This window comes from Streptomyces sedi, from assembly GCF_006335015.1.
Taxonomy (GTDB): Bacteria; Actinomycetota; Actinomycetes; order Streptomycetales; family Streptomycetaceae; genus Streptomyces; species Streptomyces sedi.
In genome coordinates, this window is the sequence record NZ_VDGT01000013.1 from 105281 (window position 1) to 125058 (window position 19778).

18 protein-coding genes and 1 pseudogene are annotated in these 19778 nt (G+C 74.0%); 10 read left to right on the forward strand and 9 right to left on the reverse strand.

Going from position 1 to position 19778, the window contains the following annotated elements; translation table 11 throughout:
- Positions 1-70 precede the first annotated feature (70 nt).
- The 3 genes from FH715_RS17940 (at position 71) to FH715_RS17950 (ending at position 3637) form a co-directional block, all read left to right on the forward strand.
- Positions 71-979: an LLM class flavin-dependent oxidoreductase gene (locus FH715_RS17940; RefSeq protein WP_139646514.1), complete on the forward strand. Its 909-nt coding sequence runs from the start codon at positions 71-73 to the stop codon at positions 977-979.
- A 151-nt stretch (positions 980-1130) separates the two neighbouring features.
- Positions 1131-2456 carry a type I glutamate--ammonia ligase gene (locus FH715_RS17945; RefSeq protein WP_139646516.1) on the forward strand — a complete coding sequence of 442 codons (1326 nt, stop codon included), beginning with the start codon at positions 1131-1133 and terminating at the stop codon, positions 2454-2456.
- A gap of 20 nt (positions 2457-2476) precedes the next feature.
- Entirely contained in the window at positions 2477-3637 is a 1161-nt protein-coding gene (locus tag FH715_RS17950) for an amidohydrolase family protein (protein ID WP_246108822.1), read from the forward strand.
- A 195-nt stretch (positions 3638-3832) separates the two neighbouring features.
- On the opposite strand, the gene FH715_RS17955 is transcribed toward FH715_RS17950, so the two are convergent.
- The gene (locus tag FH715_RS17955) at positions 3833-4258 is read right to left on the reverse strand and encodes an ankyrin repeat domain-containing protein (RefSeq protein WP_139646519.1); all 426 of its coding nucleotides are present in this window, start codon (positions 4256-4258) and stop codon (positions 3833-3835) included.
- Between the two features lie 55 nt (positions 4259-4313).
- Here FH715_RS17955 and FH715_RS17960 point away from each other — a divergent pair, with 55 nt between their 5' ends.
- The 4 genes from FH715_RS17960 to FH715_RS17975 all read left to right on the forward strand — a co-directional run bounded on the left by FH715_RS17960 (position 4314) and on the right by FH715_RS17975 (position 9986).
- A complete protein-coding gene (locus FH715_RS17960) occupies positions 4314-5498 on the forward strand; it encodes a sensor histidine kinase (protein ID WP_139646521.1) in 1185 nt (394 codons plus the stop codon).
- Between the two features lie 35 nt (positions 5499-5533).
- The gene (locus FH715_RS17965; protein WP_139646523.1) at positions 5534-6235 is read left to right on the forward strand and encodes a response regulator; all 702 of its coding nucleotides are present in this window, start codon (positions 5534-5536) and stop codon (positions 6233-6235) included.
- Between the two features lie 585 nt (positions 6236-6820).
- On the forward strand, positions 6821-7555 hold the full coding sequence (locus FH715_RS17970) for a cytochrome d ubiquinol oxidase subunit II (RefSeq protein WP_139646525.1): 735 nt from the start codon (positions 6821-6823) through the stop codon (positions 7553-7555).
- Positions 7556-7736: 181 nt separating this feature from the next.
- Positions 7737-9986: an MMPL family transporter gene (locus FH715_RS17975; protein ID WP_139646527.1), complete on the forward strand. Its 2250-nt coding sequence runs from the start codon at positions 7737-7739 to the stop codon at positions 9984-9986.
- A gap of 289 nt (positions 9987-10275) precedes the next feature.
- On the opposite strand, the pseudogene FH715_RS29005 reads toward FH715_RS17975, so the two are convergent.
- From FH715_RS29005 to FH715_RS17990, 3 genes and pseudogenes are all read right to left on the reverse strand, one after another.
- Positions 10276-11007, reverse strand: a pseudogene (locus FH715_RS29005) (phosphotransferase family protein); the annotation flags it as partial.
- Positions 11008-11081: 74 nt separating this feature from the next.
- Positions 11082-11789, reverse strand: a complete 708-nt coding sequence (locus FH715_RS17985; protein WP_139646531.1) for an HAD family hydrolase — start codon at positions 11787-11789, stop codon at positions 11082-11084.
- A complete protein-coding gene (locus tag FH715_RS17990) occupies positions 11790-12656 on the reverse strand; it encodes a winged helix-turn-helix domain-containing protein (protein WP_170184758.1) in 867 nt (288 codons plus the stop codon).
- 162 nt (positions 12657-12818) lie between these two features.
- Between FH715_RS17990 and FH715_RS17995 the strand changes: the two genes are divergently transcribed.
- Positions 12819-13004, forward strand: a complete 186-nt coding sequence (locus FH715_RS17995) for a hypothetical protein (RefSeq protein WP_097233202.1) — start codon at positions 12819-12821, stop codon at positions 13002-13004.
- 105 nt (positions 13005-13109) lie between these two features.
- Here FH715_RS17995 and FH715_RS18000 read toward each other — a convergent pair whose 3' ends face one another.
- From FH715_RS18000 to FH715_RS18010, 3 genes are all read right to left on the reverse strand, one after another.
- The gene (locus FH715_RS18000) at positions 13110-14360 is read right to left on the reverse strand and encodes a GNAT family N-acetyltransferase (RefSeq protein ID WP_139646535.1); all 1251 of its coding nucleotides are present in this window, start codon (positions 14358-14360) and stop codon (positions 13110-13112) included.
- Positions 14361-14467: 107 nt separating this feature from the next.
- Positions 14468-15418 carry an asparaginase gene (locus tag FH715_RS18005; RefSeq protein ID WP_139646537.1) on the reverse strand — a complete coding sequence of 317 codons (951 nt, stop codon included), beginning with the start codon at positions 15416-15418 and terminating at the stop codon, positions 14468-14470.
- 42 nt (positions 15419-15460) lie between these two features.
- Complete coding sequence (locus FH715_RS18010) at positions 15461-16039, reverse strand: RsiG family protein (protein WP_425472739.1); 579 nt, start codon at positions 16037-16039, stop codon at positions 15461-15463.
- A gap of 195 nt (positions 16040-16234) precedes the next feature.
- Between FH715_RS18010 and dtd the strand changes: the two genes are divergently transcribed.
- On the forward strand, positions 16235-16660 hold the full coding sequence (dtd, locus tag FH715_RS18015) for a D-aminoacyl-tRNA deacylase (protein ID WP_139646539.1): 426 nt from the start codon (positions 16235-16237) through the stop codon (positions 16658-16660).
- Positions 16661-16691: 31 nt separating this feature from the next.
- Here the strand turns inward: dtd and ygfZ are convergent, their stop codons facing one another.
- Positions 16692-17666 (reverse strand): CAF17-like 4Fe-4S cluster assembly/insertion protein YgfZ, encoded by a 975-nt coding sequence (gene ygfZ, locus FH715_RS18020; protein ID WP_139646541.1) that lies wholly within the window; start codon positions 17664-17666, stop codon positions 16692-16694.
- Positions 17667-18336: 670 nt separating this feature from the next.
- Positions 18337-18789, reverse strand: a complete 453-nt coding sequence (locus FH715_RS18025) for a Fur family transcriptional regulator (protein WP_139646543.1) — start codon at positions 18787-18789, stop codon at positions 18337-18339.
- 207 nt (positions 18790-18996) lie between these two features.
- Between FH715_RS18025 and FH715_RS18030 the strand changes: the two genes are divergently transcribed.
- Entirely contained in the window at positions 18997-19755 is a 759-nt protein-coding gene (locus FH715_RS18030) for an SDR family oxidoreductase (RefSeq protein WP_139646545.1), read from the forward strand.
- Positions 19756-19778 lie beyond the last annotated feature (23 nt).

Sequence of the window (19778 nt, forward strand, 5' to 3'; positions counted from 1 at the left end):
CCTCGCCTCTCACGGTGCCGCATCGTGGGGTCGGTTACCAAACGGAACCACCCGTGGAAGGAGTGGGGGGATGGCAGCACCGGAGATCGGCGTGTTTCTGCCGACGATGACGGAGCACGGCGAGGCCCTGCCCGATGTCGCCGCCGCGGCGCGGCACGCCGAGGCGTTGGGGCTGGAGTCGGTGTGGGCGGTCGACCAGCTCGTGGCCGGCACCGGGGCCCCGCTGCTGGAGAGCACGGTCGCGTTGAGCGTGGCGGCGGCCGTGACCAGCCGGATACGGATCGCGTTCGGCGTGCATGTGCTGCCGCTGCGGCCGGCGGTCTGGACCGCGAAGCAGGTGGCGGCGCTGCAACAGGTCTCGGGCGAACGGGTGTTGTTCGGCGTCGGTGTCGGCGGCGACCGCCACCGCGCGTCCTGGGCGGCGGCCGGCGTGCCGAGCCGGGAACGGGGGCGGCGGACCGACGCCGCGCTGGCCGTGCTTCCCGACCTGATCGCCGGCCGCCCGGCGCAGGTCGGCGGCGAGTCGGTGCGGCTCGCACCCGGCGCCGTGGTGCCGCCGATCATCGTCGGCGGGATGGCCCAGGCCGCGCTGGCGCGCGCCGCCGCGTACGGCGACGGCTGGTTCGCTATGCCGACGTCCGACGCCCAACTGGCCGAGAGCGTCGACCGGTTGGCCGAGCTGGCCGCCGCGCGCGGCCGGCCGGTGCCCGAGGTGACGGGTGGCGTGATCGCGGCCGTCGAGGGCGACCCGGCGCGGCCCGACCACGAGGGGCTGGTCAGGCGGGTGACCGACCCGGACGGTGTGTTCGGGATGCCGCGCGAGGCCGTCGGGATGGTCGTCACCGGCGGCCCGGCCGCCCTCGCCGAGCGCGTCGACGGAGTCCGGCGCGCCGGCGCGCGGCGGGTGGTGCTGAGCGTCGCGGCGGGCGACTGGTACCGGCAGACCGAACTGCTCGCCGAGGCCGCCGCGTTGCTGTGAGGGCGTTGCTGTGAGGGCGGCGCGGTGAGGGCGGCGTGCTCCGAGGCGCGCCGAGAGACCCGGGCGCGGGTGGTTTGGGGGGAGTGGTGCCACTCGGTCGGGTGAAGGCGTGGTTGCGGTGGTATGTGCGGCGGCGGCAGGGTGTGCCGGCATGGATCACACGCAGCAGGCGATGGCCAGGCTCACCTCTGCCGGGGTCGGGTGCGTCGCCCTGACCTGGGTGGACAACGCCGGAATCACCCGGGTCAAGACCGTGCCGACCGCGCGGCTGAAGGACGCCGTGCGGAACGGGGTCGGCATGTCGCCCGTCTTCGATGTCTATCTGGTCGACGACTCGATGACCGAGAGCCCCGCGGTCGGCGGCCCCGACGGCGACCTGCGGCTGGTGCCGGACCTGGACCGGTTGACGACGCTGGCCGCGCAGCCGGGGTGGGCGTGGGCGCCGGTCGACCGGTTCCAGGCCAGCCGCGCGCCGTACCCGGGGTGCCAGCGGAGCTTCGCGCGGCGGCAGGCGGAGGCGGCGTTCGAGGAATTCGGGATCGAGCTGCTGATGGGGTTCGAGACCGAGTGGGTGGTCGACGCGGGCGCGCGGGGGAGCGGCCCCGCGTACGGGATGGCGCGGGTGGTCGAACTCTCCGACTATCTGCGGGAGTTGACCGAGGCGCTGGGCGCGCAGGGGGTGGCGCCGCTCCAGGTGCACCCGGAGTACGCCGTCGGCCAGTTCGAGGTCTCCGTCGCCGCGGCGGGGCCGGTCGCCGCCGCCGACCTGGCGGTGCTGGTGCGCGAGACGGTGCGCGGGGTCTCCGCGCGCCACGGGCTGCCGGCGTCGTTCGCGCCGATGGCCGGCGCTGGCGCCGAGGGGCTGGAGGGGCTGGGCAACGGGCGGCATCTGCATCTGAGCCCGTGGCGGGACGGCAAGAACCTGTGCCGGGGCGGCGACGGCCCGTTCTCCATGACGGCGGAGTGCGAGGCGTTCCTGGGGGGCGTGTTCCGCGAGCTGCCGGCGCTGTTGGCGCTGGGCGCGCCGTCACCGGCGAGCTATCTGCGGCTGCGGCCTTCCCGTTGGGCCGGCGCCCACCACTGCTGGGGGTTGGAGAACCGGGAGGCGGCGCTGCGTTTCGTCGCCGGTTCCCCGGACGACCTGGGCGGGGCGAACGCGGAGGTCAAGTCGTTCGACGGCGCCGCCAACCCGTATCTGGTGGTGGGCGGGGTGATCGCGGCGGGACTGGCCGGGCTGCGCGAGGGGTTGACGCTGCCGCCGCCGGTCAGCGGCGACCCGACGGGCCGGCCGGGGCTGCGGCGGCTGCCGGCGGAGCTGCCGGCCGCGATCGAGCACCTGGCGGAGTCGGCGGTGCTGCGGGAGGCGATGGGGGAGGAACTGCTGGGCGCGGTGCTGGCGGTGCGGCGGGCCGAGGTGGAGCTGTTCGCCTCGGCGACACCCGAGGAGTTGGTGGAGGCGACCCGTGACCGTTACTGAGGGACCGGTGGAGGCGACCCGTGACCGCTGCTGAGGACGTGCCGCCGGCCGTTGGGGAGACGTGGCCCGGGCTGCCGCCGCTGGTCGACCACCACTGCCACGGGCTGCTGCGCGAAGTGCCCACGGACGTGGGGCCGTTCGCGCGGTGGCTGAGCGAGTCGGACGCGCCGCCCGCGCCCGGCACCAGCTACTTCGACAGCGCGCTCGGCCTGGCCGTGCGCCGCTGGTGCCCGCCGGCGCTCGGGCTTCCGGCGTACGCGCCCCCCGAGGCGTATCTCGACGCGCGCCGGGCGCTGGGCGCGGCCGAGGCCGAACGGCTGCTGCTGCGCGCCGCCGGGATCGGCGCCCTGCTGGTCGACGACGGGCCGCTGCCCGGCGCGCCGCGCACCGGCGCCGAACTGGCCGGCGCCTTCGGCGCGCCCGCGTTCCGCGTCGCCCGGCTCGAACCGCTCGCCGAGGCCGCGGCCGACGCCGCCGGCCGGGGGACGGACGCCTTCCTCGCCGGCGTCGCCGAACGGATCGCGGGGGCGGCGGCCGGCAGCGTCGCGTTCAAGTCGGTGGCCGCCTACCGCCACGGCCTGAACCTGGAGCCGGCGGCGCCCAGCCGCGCCGAGCTGTGGACGGCGGCCGAACGATGGCTGCGCACCCGCCCGCCAGGCGGCCGGCTGGCCGACCCGGTGCTGCTGCGCCATCTGCTCTGGTCGGCGGTCGGGACCGGGCTGCCGCTGCAACTCCACACCGGCTTCGGCGACACCGACCTGCGGCTGCACCGCGCCGACCCGGCGCTGCTCACCGACTTCGTGCGGGCCGTCGCCCCGACCGGCTGCCCGCTGGTGCTGCTGCACTGCTACCCGTACCACCGGCAGGCCGCGCACCTGGCGGCCGTCCACCCGCACGTGTACGCGGACCTCGGGCTGACCCTGAGCCACGTCGGCGGGCGGGCGCCGGCGGTGCTGGCGGAGGCGCTGGAGCTGGCGCCGTTCGGCAAGCTGCTCTTCTCCACCGACGCCTACGGGCTGCCCGAGCTGTATCTGGTGGGGGCGCGGCAGTTCCGCTGGGCGCTGGCCGAGGCGCTGCGCGGCCCCGGCTGGCCGCGCGGCGACGCCGACCGCGCGGCGGCGCTCCTCGCGGCGGGCAACGCGCGCCGCCTCTACGACCTGCCGGAACGGGCACAGCGGTAACGGCGGCAACGGTCCCGCCGACGCGCAGCGGCGGTGCCCGCGGACAACAGCGGTGCCCGCGGACGACAGCGGTGCCCGCGGACGACAGCGGTGCCCGCGGACAACGGCGGTGCCCGCGGCAACGGCGAGCGCGTCAGCCCCCGCCGTCACCATCCCCCGCCGTCGTCGTCAGCCCTTCGTGAGCCCTCGTCGTCGTCAGCCCTCGTCGTCCACGCCGAAGAGCCGCAGCAGCTCCGTCCGGCCGAACATCCGCGCCGTGTCGATCGCCGAGGGCTGCCCGGCCGACGGGTCGGCCCCGGCCGCCAGCAGGGTGCGCACCACCGCCGACTCGTTCTTGAAGACGGCGCCGGCGACCGGCGTCTGCCCCTTGTCGTTGGCCCTGGCCGCGTCCGCGCCGCGCTCCAGCAGCGCCTCGACGGTCGCGACATGGCCGTGGTACGCCGCCAGCATCAGCAGCGTGTCGCCCCTGTCGTTGCTCAGATTCACCGGGACGCCGGCGTCCACATAGGCGGCGACGGTGTTCGTGTCCCCGTCCCTGGCCAGGTCGAAGACCTTCGCCGCGAGCTGGAGCACCTCGGGGTCGTGGGCGGGCTCGTTGCTCTCCGGTGCCGGGCCGGTCATGGGGTCTTCCTCCTCGATGGTGCTGTTTGGGCACAGCCTACGTACTCTGACTGACATGCTTGCCCGTTTGGCGTCGGCGACCCACTGGGACCGCCTGCTGCTGCTCCCGTTCGCCGCGCTGCTGGTGGAGACGGTGATGGTCGGCGTCGCCGCCGCGTCGGCGCAGGAACGGCTGCTGGAGGCCGTCGTCGGCTGGTTCGCCGTGGCGCTCGGGGTGCTGCTGCTGACCGTGCGGGACACCTGGCCGGTGCAGGTGGCCGTGCTGGTGCTGCTGCTCGCCATCGCCTACTACTTCATCAGCACGGTGGACGGCCCGACCGCGCTGGCGATCTACATCGTCGCCCTCTACACGGTCGCGCGCGGCGGCCGGTTGACGGCAGCGATCGCACTGGCCGTCGTCACGATGCTGATCATCACCTGGGGCGAGATCCTCACCGCCGAGGAACGCCATGTGGACAACATGGCCATGATGCTCTTCGGCGGCTGGTTCCTCAGCCTGATCGTCCTCGGCCACGCGGTCCGGCTGCGGCACGCGCACCAACGGGAGGCCGAGGCCCGGGTGCTGGCCGCCGAACGGGAACGCGACCTGCGCGCCCAGCAGTCCGCGACCGCCGAACGGCTGCGGCTGGCCCGCGAGCTGCACGACGTGCTGGGGCACAACATCTCGTTGATCAACGTCCGTTCCACCGCCGCGCTGCACCGCGCCGCCAAGCGGCCGGGGGAGACGGAGGAGCTGGTCGGCGCGTTGGAGCTGGTCCGCGACACCAGCAAGGAGGCGCTGCGGGAGCTGCGCGCCACGCTCGGCGTGCTGCGCCAGGTCGACGAGGAGGTGCCGGTGGAACCGGCGGCCGGCCTGGAACGCCTCGGCGAGCTGGTCGACCGCGCCGCCCGCACCGGCCTGGCGACCTCGGTCGAGACCCGTGGAGAGGCGCCGGTGCTGCCGCCGAACATCTCGCTGGCCGCGTACCGCATCGTGCAGGAGTCGATCACCAACATCACCCGCCACGCGGGCGCGACCCGCGCGCTGGTGCGCGTCGCGTACGAGGCGGACGAGGTGCGGCTGACCGTCACCGACGACGGGCACGGCGCGGAGCCGGGCGCCGAGGGCAGCGGCATCCTCGGCATGGCGGCGCGCGCCCGCGCGCTGGGCGGCGACCTCACCGCCGGCAACGGGCCGGACGGCGGCTTCCGCGTGCGGGCCCGACTGCCGCTGGACGCGCCGGAGCCGGCCCCGGCGTGACGCCCCAACGCGCGGCGCGGCCTACCCTGTTGGCCATGACCGCGACACGCCCCGGAGAACGGAACGGCCGACGAGTGCGGGTCGTTCTCGCGGACGACCAGATGCTGGTGCGGGCCGGGTTCCGATCGATCCTCTCCGACGAGGACGACATAGAGGTCGTGGGCGAGGCCGCCGACGGGGCCGAGGCGGTCGAACTGGCCGCCAGCCTGCGGCCCGACGTGGTGCTGATGGACATCCGGATGCCCGGCACGGACGGCCTCGCGGCGACCGAACGGATCGTCGCCGACCCGCGCCTGTCCGAGGTGCGGGTCGTCATCCTCACCACGTTCGACGTGGACGACTACGTGTACGGCGCGCTGCGCGCCGGGGCCTCCGGGTTCCTGGTGAAGGACACCGAGCCGATGGAGCTGCTGCGCGCGATCCGGGTGTGCGCGCGGGGCGACGCGCTGATCTCGCCGACGGTGACCCGCCGGCTGATCGCCGAGTTCGCCGGCCGGGCGCGGCAGCCCGACCCGAGCCCTCGGCTCAACGCGCTGACCGAGCGGGAACGCGAGGTCATGGGCCTGGTCGGCGCCGGCCTCACCAACGACGAGATCGCCCGCCGGCTGGTGCTCAGCCCCGCGACGGCGAAGACGCATGTCAGCCGGGTGATGACCAAACTGGGCGTCCGCGACCGTGCCCAACTGGTCATCCTCGCCTACGAGACGGGCATGATCACCCCCGGCTGGCTGACGTAACCCCTGCCGGGGCATGGGGCCAGGCGACTACTGACCTTGCCGGTCCGGGCGGGGTGTCGTCCTCGGCCCGGTGGTCGGTTGCTCGCGCAGTTCCCCGCGCCCCTGGTTGTGGTGGGCGTGGTCGGTCAGGTGTGGGTTCACGCTCGGCAGGTGACGGCCTGCTTGGGGGCGCGGGGAACTGCGCGAATGCTGGGTGGCGGGGGTTGGTCGACTATTCACGTGCGTGGCTTGGGTGGGTTGTCGGCGTGAGCCCGGCGTTGGGTTGCTCGCGCAGTTCCCCGCGCCCCTGCACTGCCGTGGGCGGCCTGTTTGGGGGCGCGGGGAACTGCGCGGTGCATCCGTGGCGGGGCGAGGACGACTACGGTGCGGCACCGGCAAGGTGGGTTGTCGGGCGCGGCCACGCGCAACCCGTGGGGTACGGGCGGGAGGCCGGATGCCACCCGCGCGGTAGGGCCGGTGTCCTCCGGGGGGCGACGCGGGGGAGGTGACCGTGGGCCCACCGTTGTCGTGTGACACCGAGGACCAGTCAACGCCACCGCCCGCCGGTCATCCGGGGGGCCGCCGTCGCGCGGGGGGAGGGCCGCCGTGGAGCCGCTCGCCGTCTTTCTGTTGGGCTGTTTCGCGGTCGGCTACTTCGTGGTCGGCGGCGCGGGGCTGGGGTTGGGCACGCTGCTGCCGCTGCTGGCCGGGAACGCGGCCGAGCGCGTCGCGCTGCGACGCGCGACCGCGCCGTTGACCCGGCTGGCGGCGCTGTGGCTGCTCGCAACGGGCAGTGCGTTGGCGGCCTGCTTTCCGTCCGTCGTGGGGGAGCTGGACGGAGTGTGGCCGACCCTCGGTCCGCTGGTGGGCGGCCTGCTGCTGCGCGCCTGGGGGCTGCGTACGCCTCCGGGCGCGGGGCGGCTGGCCGTCCGGCGGGATGTCGCACTGGTCGCCGGGAGCTGGCTGGCCGTCGTCGGGTGGGGCTGGTCGCTGGCCTCGCTGGTCGACGGCGGGGGAAGTCGGCCGGCCGGCCCGGCGACCGGGTTGTTCAGTGCGGCGCTGCTGGCCTGTCTGCTGCTGGCGCACGGCGTCGGCTTCGCCGCGCTGCGCGCGACGGGCGCGCCGTTCCAACGCGCGCGGCAGCTGGTCGGGCCGCGTGGCGCCTGGCCCTCGGTCGCGTTGACCTCGGTCACGGTGGCGGTGCCGCCGCTGCTGGCCGGCTCGCAGCTGCCGTTGGGCGGCCGGGCCGCGCCGCTGGGGGTGCTGGCCTGGCTGGTGCCCGCGCTGCTGCTGGGCCTGCTGGTGCTGACCGCGCTGCAACTGCGCCACTGGCGCCGTTGATCCGCGCGCCGGCGCCGGAGCCGGCGCCCAGCGCCTGGCGCACGCCGCGCACGCCGCGCGGAATGCGCGGCCCGCGCGGCCCGCGTACGACCGCCACCACCGCCGGGCGGCGACCGTCGTCCGCGTGCCAGGGCCCGACGCGTGGTCGGGCCGACGACCGCAGGAGAGAGGGTCCCAGGCCATGACGTCCACACCGCAGGGCGGAACGCGACCGCCCCGTCCCGAGGCCCCGCGGGGCCGGGGCAGCGTCTTCGCCCGCGTCGCCGGGTTCTCGTTCCGCCACCGGGCCGCCGCCGTCGGGCTGTGGCTGCTGGTGCTGGTCGGGGTCTGGGTGCTGGCCTCGGCCGTGGGCGACGACTACCGCGAGGACTACTCGCTGCCGGGCACCGACTCGCAGCGCGCGGTGGAGCTGCTGGAGGCGCACGGCTCCGACCAGGGCGGCGACTCCGTCTCGATCGTGCTCCACGACGAGGAGGGGATCGAACGGGCGGAGGTCCGCGAGCGCGTCGAGCCGATGCTGACCGAGGTCGGGGCGTTGCCGCAGGTCACCGGCGTGGTCAGCGTCTACGAGCAGCCGGGTGCGGTCGCCGGGGACGGCACCGTCGGCTATGCGACGGTCGGCCTGGTCGAGGCGTCGGAGCAGATCGAGGCCGAGGACGTCGAGGAGATCGTCGAGACCGCGAAGGCCGCGGCCGGCGACGGGCTGGGGGTCGAGGTCGGCGGGGACGCCACCCGCAAGCTGGCCGAGGGGGAGGGCGGCGCCGCCGAGGGCATCGGCATCCTGGCCGCGCTGGTCATTCTCGTCTTCATGTTCGGCTCGGTGCTGGCGGCCGGGCTGCCGGTGATCACCGCGCTGTTCGCGGTCGGTTCGACGCTGGGCGCGATCGTGTTGGCCTCGCACCTGTTCACGGTCGCCGACTACACCGTCTACGTGATGATGCTCGTCGGCCTCGGCGTGGGCATCGACTACGCGCTGTTGATCTTCACGCGGTACCGGGCCGAGCTGGTCGCCGGGTCCTCGCCGGAACGGGCGACGGTCTCCGCGCTGGACGCGGCGGGGCGGACGGTGTTCTTCGCCGGCTGCACGGTGATCGTGGCGCTGCTGGGGCTGGTGGCGCTGGGGCTCGGCTCGCTCCAGGGCGTCGCGTTCTCCGTGGCGTTGACGGTGCTGGCCACGATGCTGGCCTCGTTGACGCTGCTGCCGGCGCTGCTGGGGTTGTTCGGGAAGCGTTTCGCGCGGCACTTCACGGCGCGCGCCGCGAAGCGCGCCGCGCGCGGCCGGCCCGCGCCGGGCGCCGCCTGGCGGCGGCTGGGCGCGGCGGTGCAGCGCCGGCCGCTGGCGGCGCTGGCGGTGGCGGTGGTCGCGCTGGGCGCGCTGGCCGCGCCGGCGCTCAACCTGCGGATGGGCATGGCGGACGCGGGCAACGACCCGGTGGGCTCGACGAGTCGGGAGGCGTACGACCTGCTGTCGGAAGGGTTCGGTCCCGGCTTCAACGGGCCGCTGGTCGTGATCACCGACGGCGGTGAGGGCGGCGCCGAGGCGGCGGCCGGCGTGGCCGCCGAGCGGCTCGCCGACGTCGAGGGCGTCGCGGGGGTGACGCCGCCGGCGCCGACGGGGGACGGCGCCGTCGCGACGCTGGTGCTCTTCCCCGAGACGTCGCCGCAGGACGTGGCGACCTCCGACCTGGTCCACGCGCTGCGCGAGGACGTGCTGCCCGGTATCGAGGGGGAGACCGGCGCGGAGTACCTGGTGGGCGGCGCGACCGCCGCCACCATGGACTACTCGGAGAAGGTCGCCGAGCGGATGCCGCTCTTCGTGGCGATCGTCGTCGGGGTCTCGGTGCTGCTGCTGATGGCGGTCTTCCGTTCGGTGTGGATCCCGTTGAAGGCGGCGCTGCTGAACCTGCTGAGCATCGGCGCCGCGCTGGGCGCGATGACGCTGGTCTTCCAGGAGGGGTGGTTCGGCGTCGAGCCGGGGCCGATCGAGGCGTTCCTGCCGGTGATGATCTTCGCGATCGTCTTCGGGCTCTCCATGGACTACGAGATCTTCCTGGTCGCGCGGATGCACGAGGAGTGGGAACGCCACGGCGACCACCGGCTCGCGGTCCGCGAGGGGTTGGCCCACACGGGGGCGGTGATCAGCGCGGCCGGGGCGATCATGGTGGCCGTCTTCGGCGCGTTCATTCTCAGCCCCGACCGGATGCTCCAGCAGATGGGGTTCGGGATGGCGGTGGCGATCCTGGTGGACGCCGTGATCATCCGCTGCCTGATCGTTCCCGCGGCGATGCAGCTGCTCGGGCGGCACGCCTGGTGGCTGCCGGCGCCACTCGCCCGGCTGCTGCCGGCGGTGGAGCTGGAGCGCCACGACGCGCCTTCCCCGGATCGGGCTTCGCCCGAGGCGGACCGGGCGGCATCGGGGTCCCCGCGCTGAACGCGGCGTAGACGCCCTCGACGGCCCCGGGGCTGGGCACCCTGCCCAGCCCCAGGGGGCGTTCGGCCCTCGCCAGCGCCCGCGAGACCATCGCGCCCGCCGTCGCCAGCCGCTCCGCGAGCTGCCCGGCGGGCGCCTCGCGGACGGCGACGGCCTGCCGGATCACGTCGGTGAAGACCGACTGCACCCGTTTGTAGGCGAGATAGCGCGGCAGGTCGCGGGGGAGGCCCTCGGCGGCGCCCGGTAGCTGTTCCTCGACGGCGCCGGCCCAACGCAGCGTCATCGCCTGCTGCTGCCGCTCCGGGTAGTCCATGAGGTGGAGATGGGTCGCCAGGTCGTAGACCGGATCGCCGACCATCGCCAACTCCCAGTCGATGGTCCAGAGTTGGCCGTCGTTCTCCCCGACGATCAGGTTGTCCCTGTGCAGGTCGCCGTGGAGCAGGCAGAACGGCCGGTTGGTCATTCGCGCCGCCCCCCGCGCCAGCGGACTGGTCACGCTGAGTACGTCGGGGTCGACGCCGAGGGTCTGAAACAGGCCGGCCAGCGGTCGCCCGTGACGTGCGTAGACCCGCTGACGGGTGAACGCCACGAGGCCGCGCAGGAAGTCCCGGCTGGTGCGCGGCCGGCCGGGGACAGGGCAGCGGTGGACGAGCGCCATGGCGACCGGCGGTATCCGGGCCAGCTCGCCGAAGAGCGCGGTCAGTTGGTCGAGTTCGCCGCCGGTGAGCGGCGTTCCCGGCGGGCGGAGCGCGGACAGCGGCACGCCCTCGATGAACCCGTGCACCCTGGTGCCGTCGGGCCCCAGCCGGTACACGGGCGCGATGCGCTCCACGCCCAGTAAGGCGAGTTCGATCAGGACGTCCTCCTCGTCGAGGAAGCAGCGCGGGTCGAACCTGGTGACGCCGGGGCGGCTGCGCCCGGCCTTGATCCGTCCGGTGATGTGGTCTTGGCCCTCGGCGGGGAGCACCTGCCAGTCGCGGTGGTGCCCGCGGAGCAGTTGCCCGGACAACGGTTGGCTCATGATGGTGGCTTTCCGGCAGTGGGATCGTTACGGGTAGCGATACCGTACGCCGGGAGGAGTCCACTGTTGATGGCTCAAAAGGGTGCATCTGCACGGCCGTTGCCCTGACCGAGGGCGGCCAGTACCCACTGGAGGGAGCGCACCACGTGCCGCGCGCCGGCCGCGCGAAACGCGTCCTCCCCGGCGTCGTCGAGCGCGTACCCGAGAAACGGCACCCCGGCGGCCGTCGCCGCCGCGTGGTCGGCGAGGCTGTCGCCGATCATCAGCGAACGCGCCGGGTCGGCCCCGGTGCCGGCCAACGCGCGCAGCACCGAGTCCGGGTGCGGCTTCAGCAGCGCGAGGTCCCCGGTGCGTCCGTAGACCCGGCCGCCGACATAGCCGGTGAGCTGCTGCCGCTCCAGGTAACGCCCGGCGGCCAGGGGCGAGTTGTTGGTGGCGATGGCGACCTGACGGCCCCGCGAGGCGAGCGCCGCGATCAGCGCGGCGGCGTAGGGCGTGGGGCGGGCGGAGGCGGCGGCGCTGACCTCCTCCTGGGTGAGCGCCGCCTCCAGCCTGCTCAGCACGGCGGCCGACGGGCCCCTGCCGGCTATGCCCCGCAGCACCCGGTGTGGGTCCGACGACGTCCGCAGCTCGGCGGTCAGCAGCCCGGAGGCCGCCAACTCGTCGGTGAGCGACCGGAGCCTGACGGCCACCGACTCGGCGGAGCGCACCGCGAAGAGCTGGCAGACGGGACCGTCGAAGTCGAAGAGAACACAGTGTGCGTTACTTACGAGTCCCCTCATCTAACCGAGTGTGAGCGGTTGTGCCAGCGTTGACCAGAGGGACGTGAACCACTGGTGTGACTCTTCAACAAACGCCGTGTCCTCCGTGGAGCGGAAGACCTTCGAGTTGAGCCCGAGCACGTCGTAGATCTCCATCTGCTGCTGCTCGTACTCCACCACCCGGGAGACCACCTGGTAGTAGGCGGTCAGCACCTCGGTGCCGTTGAGGAGGTAGACCTTCTGCACGGGGGTGATCGGCACCTCCCTGATCTCGACCGTCACCTGCGGCACCAGCCGCATCTCGGCGAGGGAGGTCAGCTGGTGGCGCAGCGAGGTGGAGAAGGTCCGCGTCAGCTGGCGCAGCCGGGCGCGGGGGCGCTGGTCGGCCGGGTCGGAGACCAGCCGCGGGTAGGCGGGCGGCGCGTCGGGGCTGGGCAGCAGCACCCGCACCGTGATCGACCGGGGCGTCAACTCGCCCGCGGAGATGGCGATCATGGGGCCGGCGAGCGCGGAGTTGAGCGTCTCGGTGGTGAGGCAGAACGCGTCGATCGAGATGTCCTTGGACTGGAACGCCACCGCGATCCGGTCCGCCACCTCGACGCCGGCCGGCCGGGGGCTGTCCTGCCCGGGCAGCGCCACCACGGCGGGCGCTCCCCGGCCGCGCGCGGCGATGTACCCCTCCCGCTCCAGCGCGGCCAGGGCCTGTCTGACGGTGGTCCGGTTGACCCGGAACTCCTCCACGAGCGCCCGTTGCGTGGGCAGCTTGGCGCGCGGTGGCAGCTCTCCCGAGCGTATGCGGTCGCGCAGCACACCGGCGATGTGGTCGGGAGAGAGCGGATCGCCGAACGGATCGGTTAGCTCGCTCTCCGGGACGATCTCCTGACTCACGCCGTCACCATACAACTTTCGGCCAGATGCGGAAGGTTGATATGAGGACGTTTCCAAGACCGAGCCAACTGGGGAAAACATTCATATAGTTGGCGAACAACTTGGCCAACTTCTCGGAGTTCCCGAGAGTTCACTAGAAGTTGACGTGATGTAGGAGGGGTCATGCTCGTTTCCACCATCATCGTGGCTGCCTTCGGCATCGCGACGGAGCAGGCGGTGGAGGTCCAGTACGGACTGCCGGGACTGATCGGACTGTTGATACTGCGCACGGGTCTGCGGAAGCGGAACTTCACCTGTGCGTGTGTGGGAACCACTGTGCTGGTCACGCTGGCGGTCGGCTCCCTGTAAGGGGAGCGGACCGACCGGTGCGGGGGGTTCGGCGAACGACGCGGCGTGCGACGTCCGGATGATCCCGGGGCCCGGCTACGCAGGGGCCGGAACCCGGGGGCGGGATCAGAAGATGTCAGGGCACCAGGGGCGGCGCCCCGTGTGGAAGAGCAGGTCCGCACGGGTCGCCGCCCCGTTTGTCTCCTCCGACAACAGCCCGCAGGCCGCCAGCAGCGCCGCCGACTCCTCACCCAGATACAGCCGGCTCAACGCCGCGACATCCAGGCCGATGTCCGCGCTCCTGGTCGTCGGCACGCAGGTCGCGCCGCCCTCGCCGGCCGTCAGCAGGAAACGCCCCCCGGCCAGCCCCATCGCGTCCCCGACCTCCAGCACCAGCTCACCCTCGGCCGCGTAGCTCCTGGCGGTCAGCATCGCCGGCACGTCCAACGGCCGCAGCCACAGGAAGTCGGCGACCTCCGCCACCGTCGCCGCCCTGCGGTCCCCCAGCATCATCGGCAGCGTCGAGTCCGGCCGCGCCGCCCCCGTGTCCACCACGCTCACCCAGTCCAACGACAACAGCAGCCGGTACAGCGCCCGTTCCGCCACGTCGTCCTCCGCGTAGAGGAACGTCACCCGCGCGACCCCGTCGGACAGGCCCTGCTCCCACCGCTTCTCCACGGTGTAGCTCACCAGGCCCCTGACCACCCCGGACGCGTCCCGATAGACCGCGTTCAACCCCTTGGTCCGCGGCGGGGAGGTCTCGACCGCGCCGGTGATCCGGTCCCAGTAGAAGTCGCCCCGCTCCACCGCGCCCGGCGTCCGCGCCCGGAAACGGCGGTGCAGCTCCGGCAGCACCTCCCGGGCCTCGGAGTCCTCCACCATCGCCAGCTCGCCGTCCACGTCCGCCGGTGACCAGCGCGGATCCAGCGCCGCGCGACGGGTCAGCACCCGCCAGTTGACGAACGAGGTCGCCGGACCGAAGCCGTACCGTCCGTAGATCCGGTACTCGGCCGCGATCAGCGAGGCCACCGCGTCGCCGCGCTCCTTCGCGTTCCGCAGGTCGGCCTCCATCAGCCGCGTCAGCAGGCCACGGCGCCGATGCGTGCCGGTCACCGTCACCGCGGAGACCGCGTTGGCCGCCAACTCGGCGCCACCGACCGTGGTCAACCGCTGGTCGAAGCTGTTGAACGTCGCCACGCAGCGGTCCTTCTCGAAGAACCCCCGCGCCCGGCTCATCGACTGCCGCGCGAGGCGGACGTCGATCTCCTCCTGGGACACATCGGCTCCCCGATCGAGGAACCCCGCGAAGACAGCGCGCACCCACGCGCCGGAGGCGTCCCGGTCCCCGGCGACATCGCGCAACTCAAGCTCGGCCATGCGGGCGACCCTAAGCAGCGCTTTCACGTCGCGGCCAACGGTTTAATCTCGGCCGGATCGACGGCGGGCAACAGCCACCCCGGAAGGCCGAAGACGACCGGCCCGCCTCAGAACGCGGCCCGCACCTCACCCACCGGCTCCCCACCACCCAGCACCGGCGACCCCGGCAGCCCCGAGGCGTCGACCCCCCACACCGCCAGCACCCGGGACACCAACGCCGCCCCCGCCCGCGCCGAACCGTCCTCCACCTTGAAGGCGCACGCCCGCCCGTCCGGCAGCGCCACCGCCTGCACCCCCTCCGCGCCGCCCTTGGCCAGCGCCCCGGGAACGGCCCGCATCAGCACCGTGTCCAGCCGCCCCTCGCCGCCCACGTACTCCGGGTGCGCCCGCATCGCGTCCGCCACCCGCCGCAGCGGATCGTCCGCCGGCGCCGTCACCGCCGCGCGGAACGCCCTCGCCAACCCGGTCAGCGACAGCGCCGACAGCGGCGCCCCGCAGCCGTCCACCCCGACCGCGGTCTCCGGCTCGCCCGCGTACGCCACGATCGTCTCCCGCGCCAACCGCTGCACCGGATGCGCCGCGTCCAGATAGCCCTCGACCGGCCAGCCGTTGACCACGCTCGCAGCCAGCCAGGACGCGTGCTTGCCCGAGCAGTTCATCGCCAGCCGGCTCCGCGGGCCCTGGGCGGCGCCGAAGTCGGGCGTCGCCTCGGGGCAGGCCAGCGCCCCCTCGTCGAGCCCGTGCTCGGCCAGCATCCGTGCGGCCAGCATCCGGTGGACCTCAGCCCCGACATGGCTCGCCGCCGCCAGCGCCAACCGCTCGCCCTCCAGCGCCACCCCGGCCCGCAGCACGGCGGCGGCCTGCATCGGCTTGTTGCTCGAACGCGGGAAGAAGGGCTCGGCGACCTCGCCCAGCGCCCACTCCGTCCGCCCCTCCGCGTCCAGCACCACCAGCGACCCGCGGTGGCGACTCTCCACCACACCCGACCTGACGACCTCGGCCAGCACCGGGGAGCCGGGGCCCGTGGGAGCGTGGAAGGTGCCGGGGGCGACGGTCATCGTAAGGGTCCTCTCAGGGGGGATCACGCGGGGGTGAGACGTTCAACACAGCAGGTCGTCGACCTGCGCCTCGCCCTCACGGTACCTGCGGGCCACCTCGGCCCCGCAGCCGTCCGCCGTCCGGTGCAGCTCCTGCCGGCGCCGGGAGACCCGCTCCTCGTACTGCGCCAGCCTCGCCAGCGCCGTCGTCAGCTCCGCGTCGTCCAACCCGCTCAGGTCCGACAGCGCCACCTCGGACAGCACCTCCTCCGCCAGCCGCCGGTAACGCTCGCTCGCCGGGGTGGCCAGCGTGACGTGCCGGGCGGACGAACGGTGCCGCGAGGGCCCGTCGGCCAGGATGTGCGGCAGCTGGTCCAGCAGCCCCGCGTCCTGCCCGCCCCGGCGTCTCGCCTCCGCCTGGAGGATGTCGATCCGCCCCTGCAACAGCCGCCGCACGAAGCTGAGATCGGCCTCCTCGCGCCGGGCCGCGCTGCGCAGCTCGCGGAGCTGCGCGAGGCTCAGCTCCGCGAGCCCCCCGGCGGTCACCTCTCCCGGGCGCACCAGCCCCTCGCCCGGCTCCCGGTGTGGCGCCCTCGCGCTCGGTACGGTGACGGGCTGTGAGCCAGGTCCCGGTGTGATCATGCGCAATTGTCCCCTCGTCCCCATTTCGGTGCCGTGGTGCGGTACTGGTGCGGTACGTACCCCCTGCACGCATCGTGTCACTGTGTACCCACCGCGTGCAGCGTGTTGGCACCCATCCGGCGCTGTCCGTTCGATGCCGAAACGTTCCGCCACCGCCGAAAACGGCCGCTCGGCGCGTTGTTGCATGATGTCCCCATGCGAGCGGTGGTACAGCGCGTGGACGGCGCCTCGGTGACGGTGGACGGCGAGACGGTCGGCGAGATCGAGGGAGAGGGCCTGTGCGTCCTGGTCGGGGTGACCCACGCGGACACCCCGGAGACCGCGGTGCGGCTGGCCCGCAAGCTGTGGTCGCTGCGCGTCCTGGAAGGCGAACGCTCCTGCTCCGACGCCGGCGCCCCGCTGCTGCTGATCTCGCAGTTCACCCTCTACGGTGACGCCCGCAAGGGCCGCCGCCCGACCTGGGCCAAGGCCGCCCCAGGCGAGGTCGCCGAACCCCTGGTCGACGCCGTCGCCGACGCGCTGCGCGCGCTCGGCGCGACCGTCGCCACCGGGCGGTTCGGCGCCCAGATGCGGGTCGGGCTGACCAACGACGGCCCGTTCACCGTGCTGCTGGAACTCTGAACGGCCGGCCCCCCGCCGGGCCGCGCTGCCCTCAGGGGGCGACGACCGGCTCCTGGGCCGCCGGCGTCGCGTCGGCCAGCAGCGGGGCATCGCCCGGCACGTTCCGCTTGATCACGGCGAGCGCGATCGGGCCCAGCTCGTGGTGGCGCGCCGAGGTGGTGATCCGCCCCAGCTCCCGCCCCTCGGGGCCGTCCGCCGCCAGCCGCACCGGCGCGCCCGGCTCCGGCAGCGTCACCTCGCTGCCGTCCAGATGCAGGAAGACCAACCGCCTCGGCGGCCGGCCCAGATTCTCCACCCGTGCCACGGTCTCCTGACCCCGGTAGCAGCCCTTGTGTAGATGGACCGCCGTGTCCAGCCACCCCAGCTCGTGCGGGATGGTCCGGTGATCCGTCTCAAGCCCCAGCCGCGGCCGGTGCCCCTCCACCCGCAGCGCCTCGTACGCCAGCACCCCGATCGCGGGGCCGTTCGCCCCGGCGAACGCGGGCAGCTCGCCGCGCGGCAGGAACACGTCCCGCCCGTACGGCGTCTCCCGCACCGGCGCCCCTGCGGGCGCCTCCGCGATCGAACCCGCCGGCAGATGCACCACCGCGAACTCGGCCGTCCGGTCGGTGACTTCCACCCGGTAGAAGAACTTCATGCTCTCCAGGTACGCGAGCAGCGCGGCTGCCGCGCCCGGCTCCGTGTGCGCCCAGGTCGTCTCGCCGTCGTCGACGAGATAGAGCACGTGCTCGATGTGGCCCTTGGCGGAGAGGATCAACGCCTCCGTCGCCTGCCCCGGCGCGAGACCCTCCACGTGCTGGGTGAGCAGCAGATGCAGCCAGCTCAGCCGGTCGGGCCCGGTGACCGAGAGCACCTCGCGGTGCGAGAGGTCGACCAGCCCCTCGCCTTTCGCGAGGGCGCGCTGTTCACGGAAGAGATCGCCGTAGTGGGCGGCGACCCCCAGATCCGGCTCCCGCGCGGCGACGGCGCCGGGCAGCTCCAACAGGGGACTGGCGTGCGACGACATGCCCCCAGCGTACGTGGCCTCCGGCCGGGGTGGGTTGTCGGCGTGAGCCCGGTGTTGGGTTGCTCGCGCAGTTCCCCGCGCCCCTGCACTGCCGTGGGCGTGGTGGGTTGGGTGCGGGTTTCGCTTTCGGCAGGTGGCGGCCTGCTTGGGGGCGCGGGGAACTGCGCGGTGCATGTGTGGCGGGGGTTGGTCGACTACTGACCTTGCCGGTCCGGGTGGGTGGTCGTCCTGCGGCCCGGTGTTGGGTTGCTCGCGCAGTTCCCCGCGCCCCTGGTTGTGGTGGGCGTGGTGGGTTGGGTGCGGGTTCACCTGTGGCCGGTGCCGGCCTGCTTGGGGGCGCGGGGAACTGCGCGGTGCATGTGTGGCGGGCCGCACGCGACCACGGTCCGCACCGGCAAGGTGGGTTGTCGGCGTGAGCCCGGTGTTGGGTTGCTCGCGCAGTTCCCCGCGCCCCTGGTGTGGGCTGGCGTGGTGGGTTCGGTGCGGGCTTCGCCTTCGGCAGGTGGCGGCCTGCCTGGGGGCGCGGGGAACTGCGCGGTGCATGTGTGGCGGGCCGCACGCGACCACGGTCCGCACCGGCAAGGTGGGTGGTCGTCCTGCGGCCCGGTGGTGGGTTGCTCGCGCAGTTCCCCGCGCCCCTGCGCTGCCGGTGGGCGGCGGGGCCAGACGACTACGGAGCTTCGTGGCCGGGTGGGTCGTCGTCCGCGGCGCCAGCGCAGCGACCGCAGCGGCCGAAGATCGCGAAGTGGCGGAGGTCCGTCTCGAACCCGAACCGCTCGCGCAGCGCGTCCGCGAACGGCTCGGCCAGCTCCAGCTCGGCCTCGATCACCCGCTCGCAGTCCCGGCACATCAGGTGCAGGTGGTCGTGGCGCTCCGCCAGGTGATACGTGGGGGCGCCGTGCCCGATGTGCGCGTGGGAGACGAGGCCCAGCTCCTCCAGCAGCTCCAGCGTCCGGTAGACCGTCGAGATGTTGACCCCGCCGGCGGTCCTGCGGACCTCGGCCAGGATGTCCTCGGGCGTGGAGTGGTCCAGCTTGTCGACGGCCTCCAGCACCAGCTGACGCTGGGGCGTCAGCCGGTAGCCGCGGCTGCGGAGGTCGTCCTGCCAGTCGGTGCTCACCACGTGGCCCAGTGTAGAAGGGGAGAGCGGGTGCGCGGCGCCCGCGAGGGGGAGGCACGGACCCCGTGCGAGGGGAACGACGGGGTCCGTGCGAGGAGGCATGACCCATCCTGCTCCCGCCGACGTCAAACCGCCGTAAGGAACGCCGCCCGGGGAGGGCATAGTGGTGCGCCACGAACGGATGACCGCGACGACAGGGGATGGTGTGCGATGGATCTGGGACTGACCGAGCGCGTCTACGTGGTGACCGGCGGCACCAGGGGGTTGGGCCGGGCGACCGCCGAGGCGCTGGTCGCCGAGGGCGCCCGCGTGGTGGTGTCCTCCCGCGGCGAGGAGGCCGTGGCCACGGCCGTGGCGGAGCTGGGGGAGGGGAACGCCGCCGGGCTGGTCGCCGACCTCGCCGCGCCGGAGACCCCCGAGCGGCTGCTGGCGCTGGCCGGCGAGCGGTTCGGCCGGTTCGACGGGGCGCTGCTCTCCGTCGGCGGCCCGCCGCGGGCGACGGCCGCCTCCGCCACCGACGAGCAGTGGCGGGCCGCGTTCGAGAGCGTCTTTCTGGGAGCCGTGCGGGCGGCGCGCACCTTCGCCGGCGCGCTGGCCGAGGGGGAGGGCGGGGCGTTGGGCCTGGTGCTCTCCAGCTCGGCCCGTTCGCCGATCGACGGCCTCGGCATCTCCAACGGGCTGCGTCCCGGGCTGGCCATGGCCGCCAAGGACATGTCCGATGAGTTCGGGCCGCGCGGGGTGCGGGTGCTGGGCCTGATGCCGGGGCGGATCGCCACGGACCGCACCCGGGAGCTGGACGCCGCCGCCGACCCGGAGGCGAGGCGCCGCACCAGGGAGGCGATCCCGTTGGGCCGCTACGGGGAGCCGGCCGAGTTCGGCCGGGTCGCCGCGTTCCTGCTGTCGCCGGCCGCGGGCTATGTCACCGGCACCACGGTCCCGGTGGACGGTGGCGCGCTGCGCACGCCCTGAGGCCGGCGGGACCCGCCGAGTCC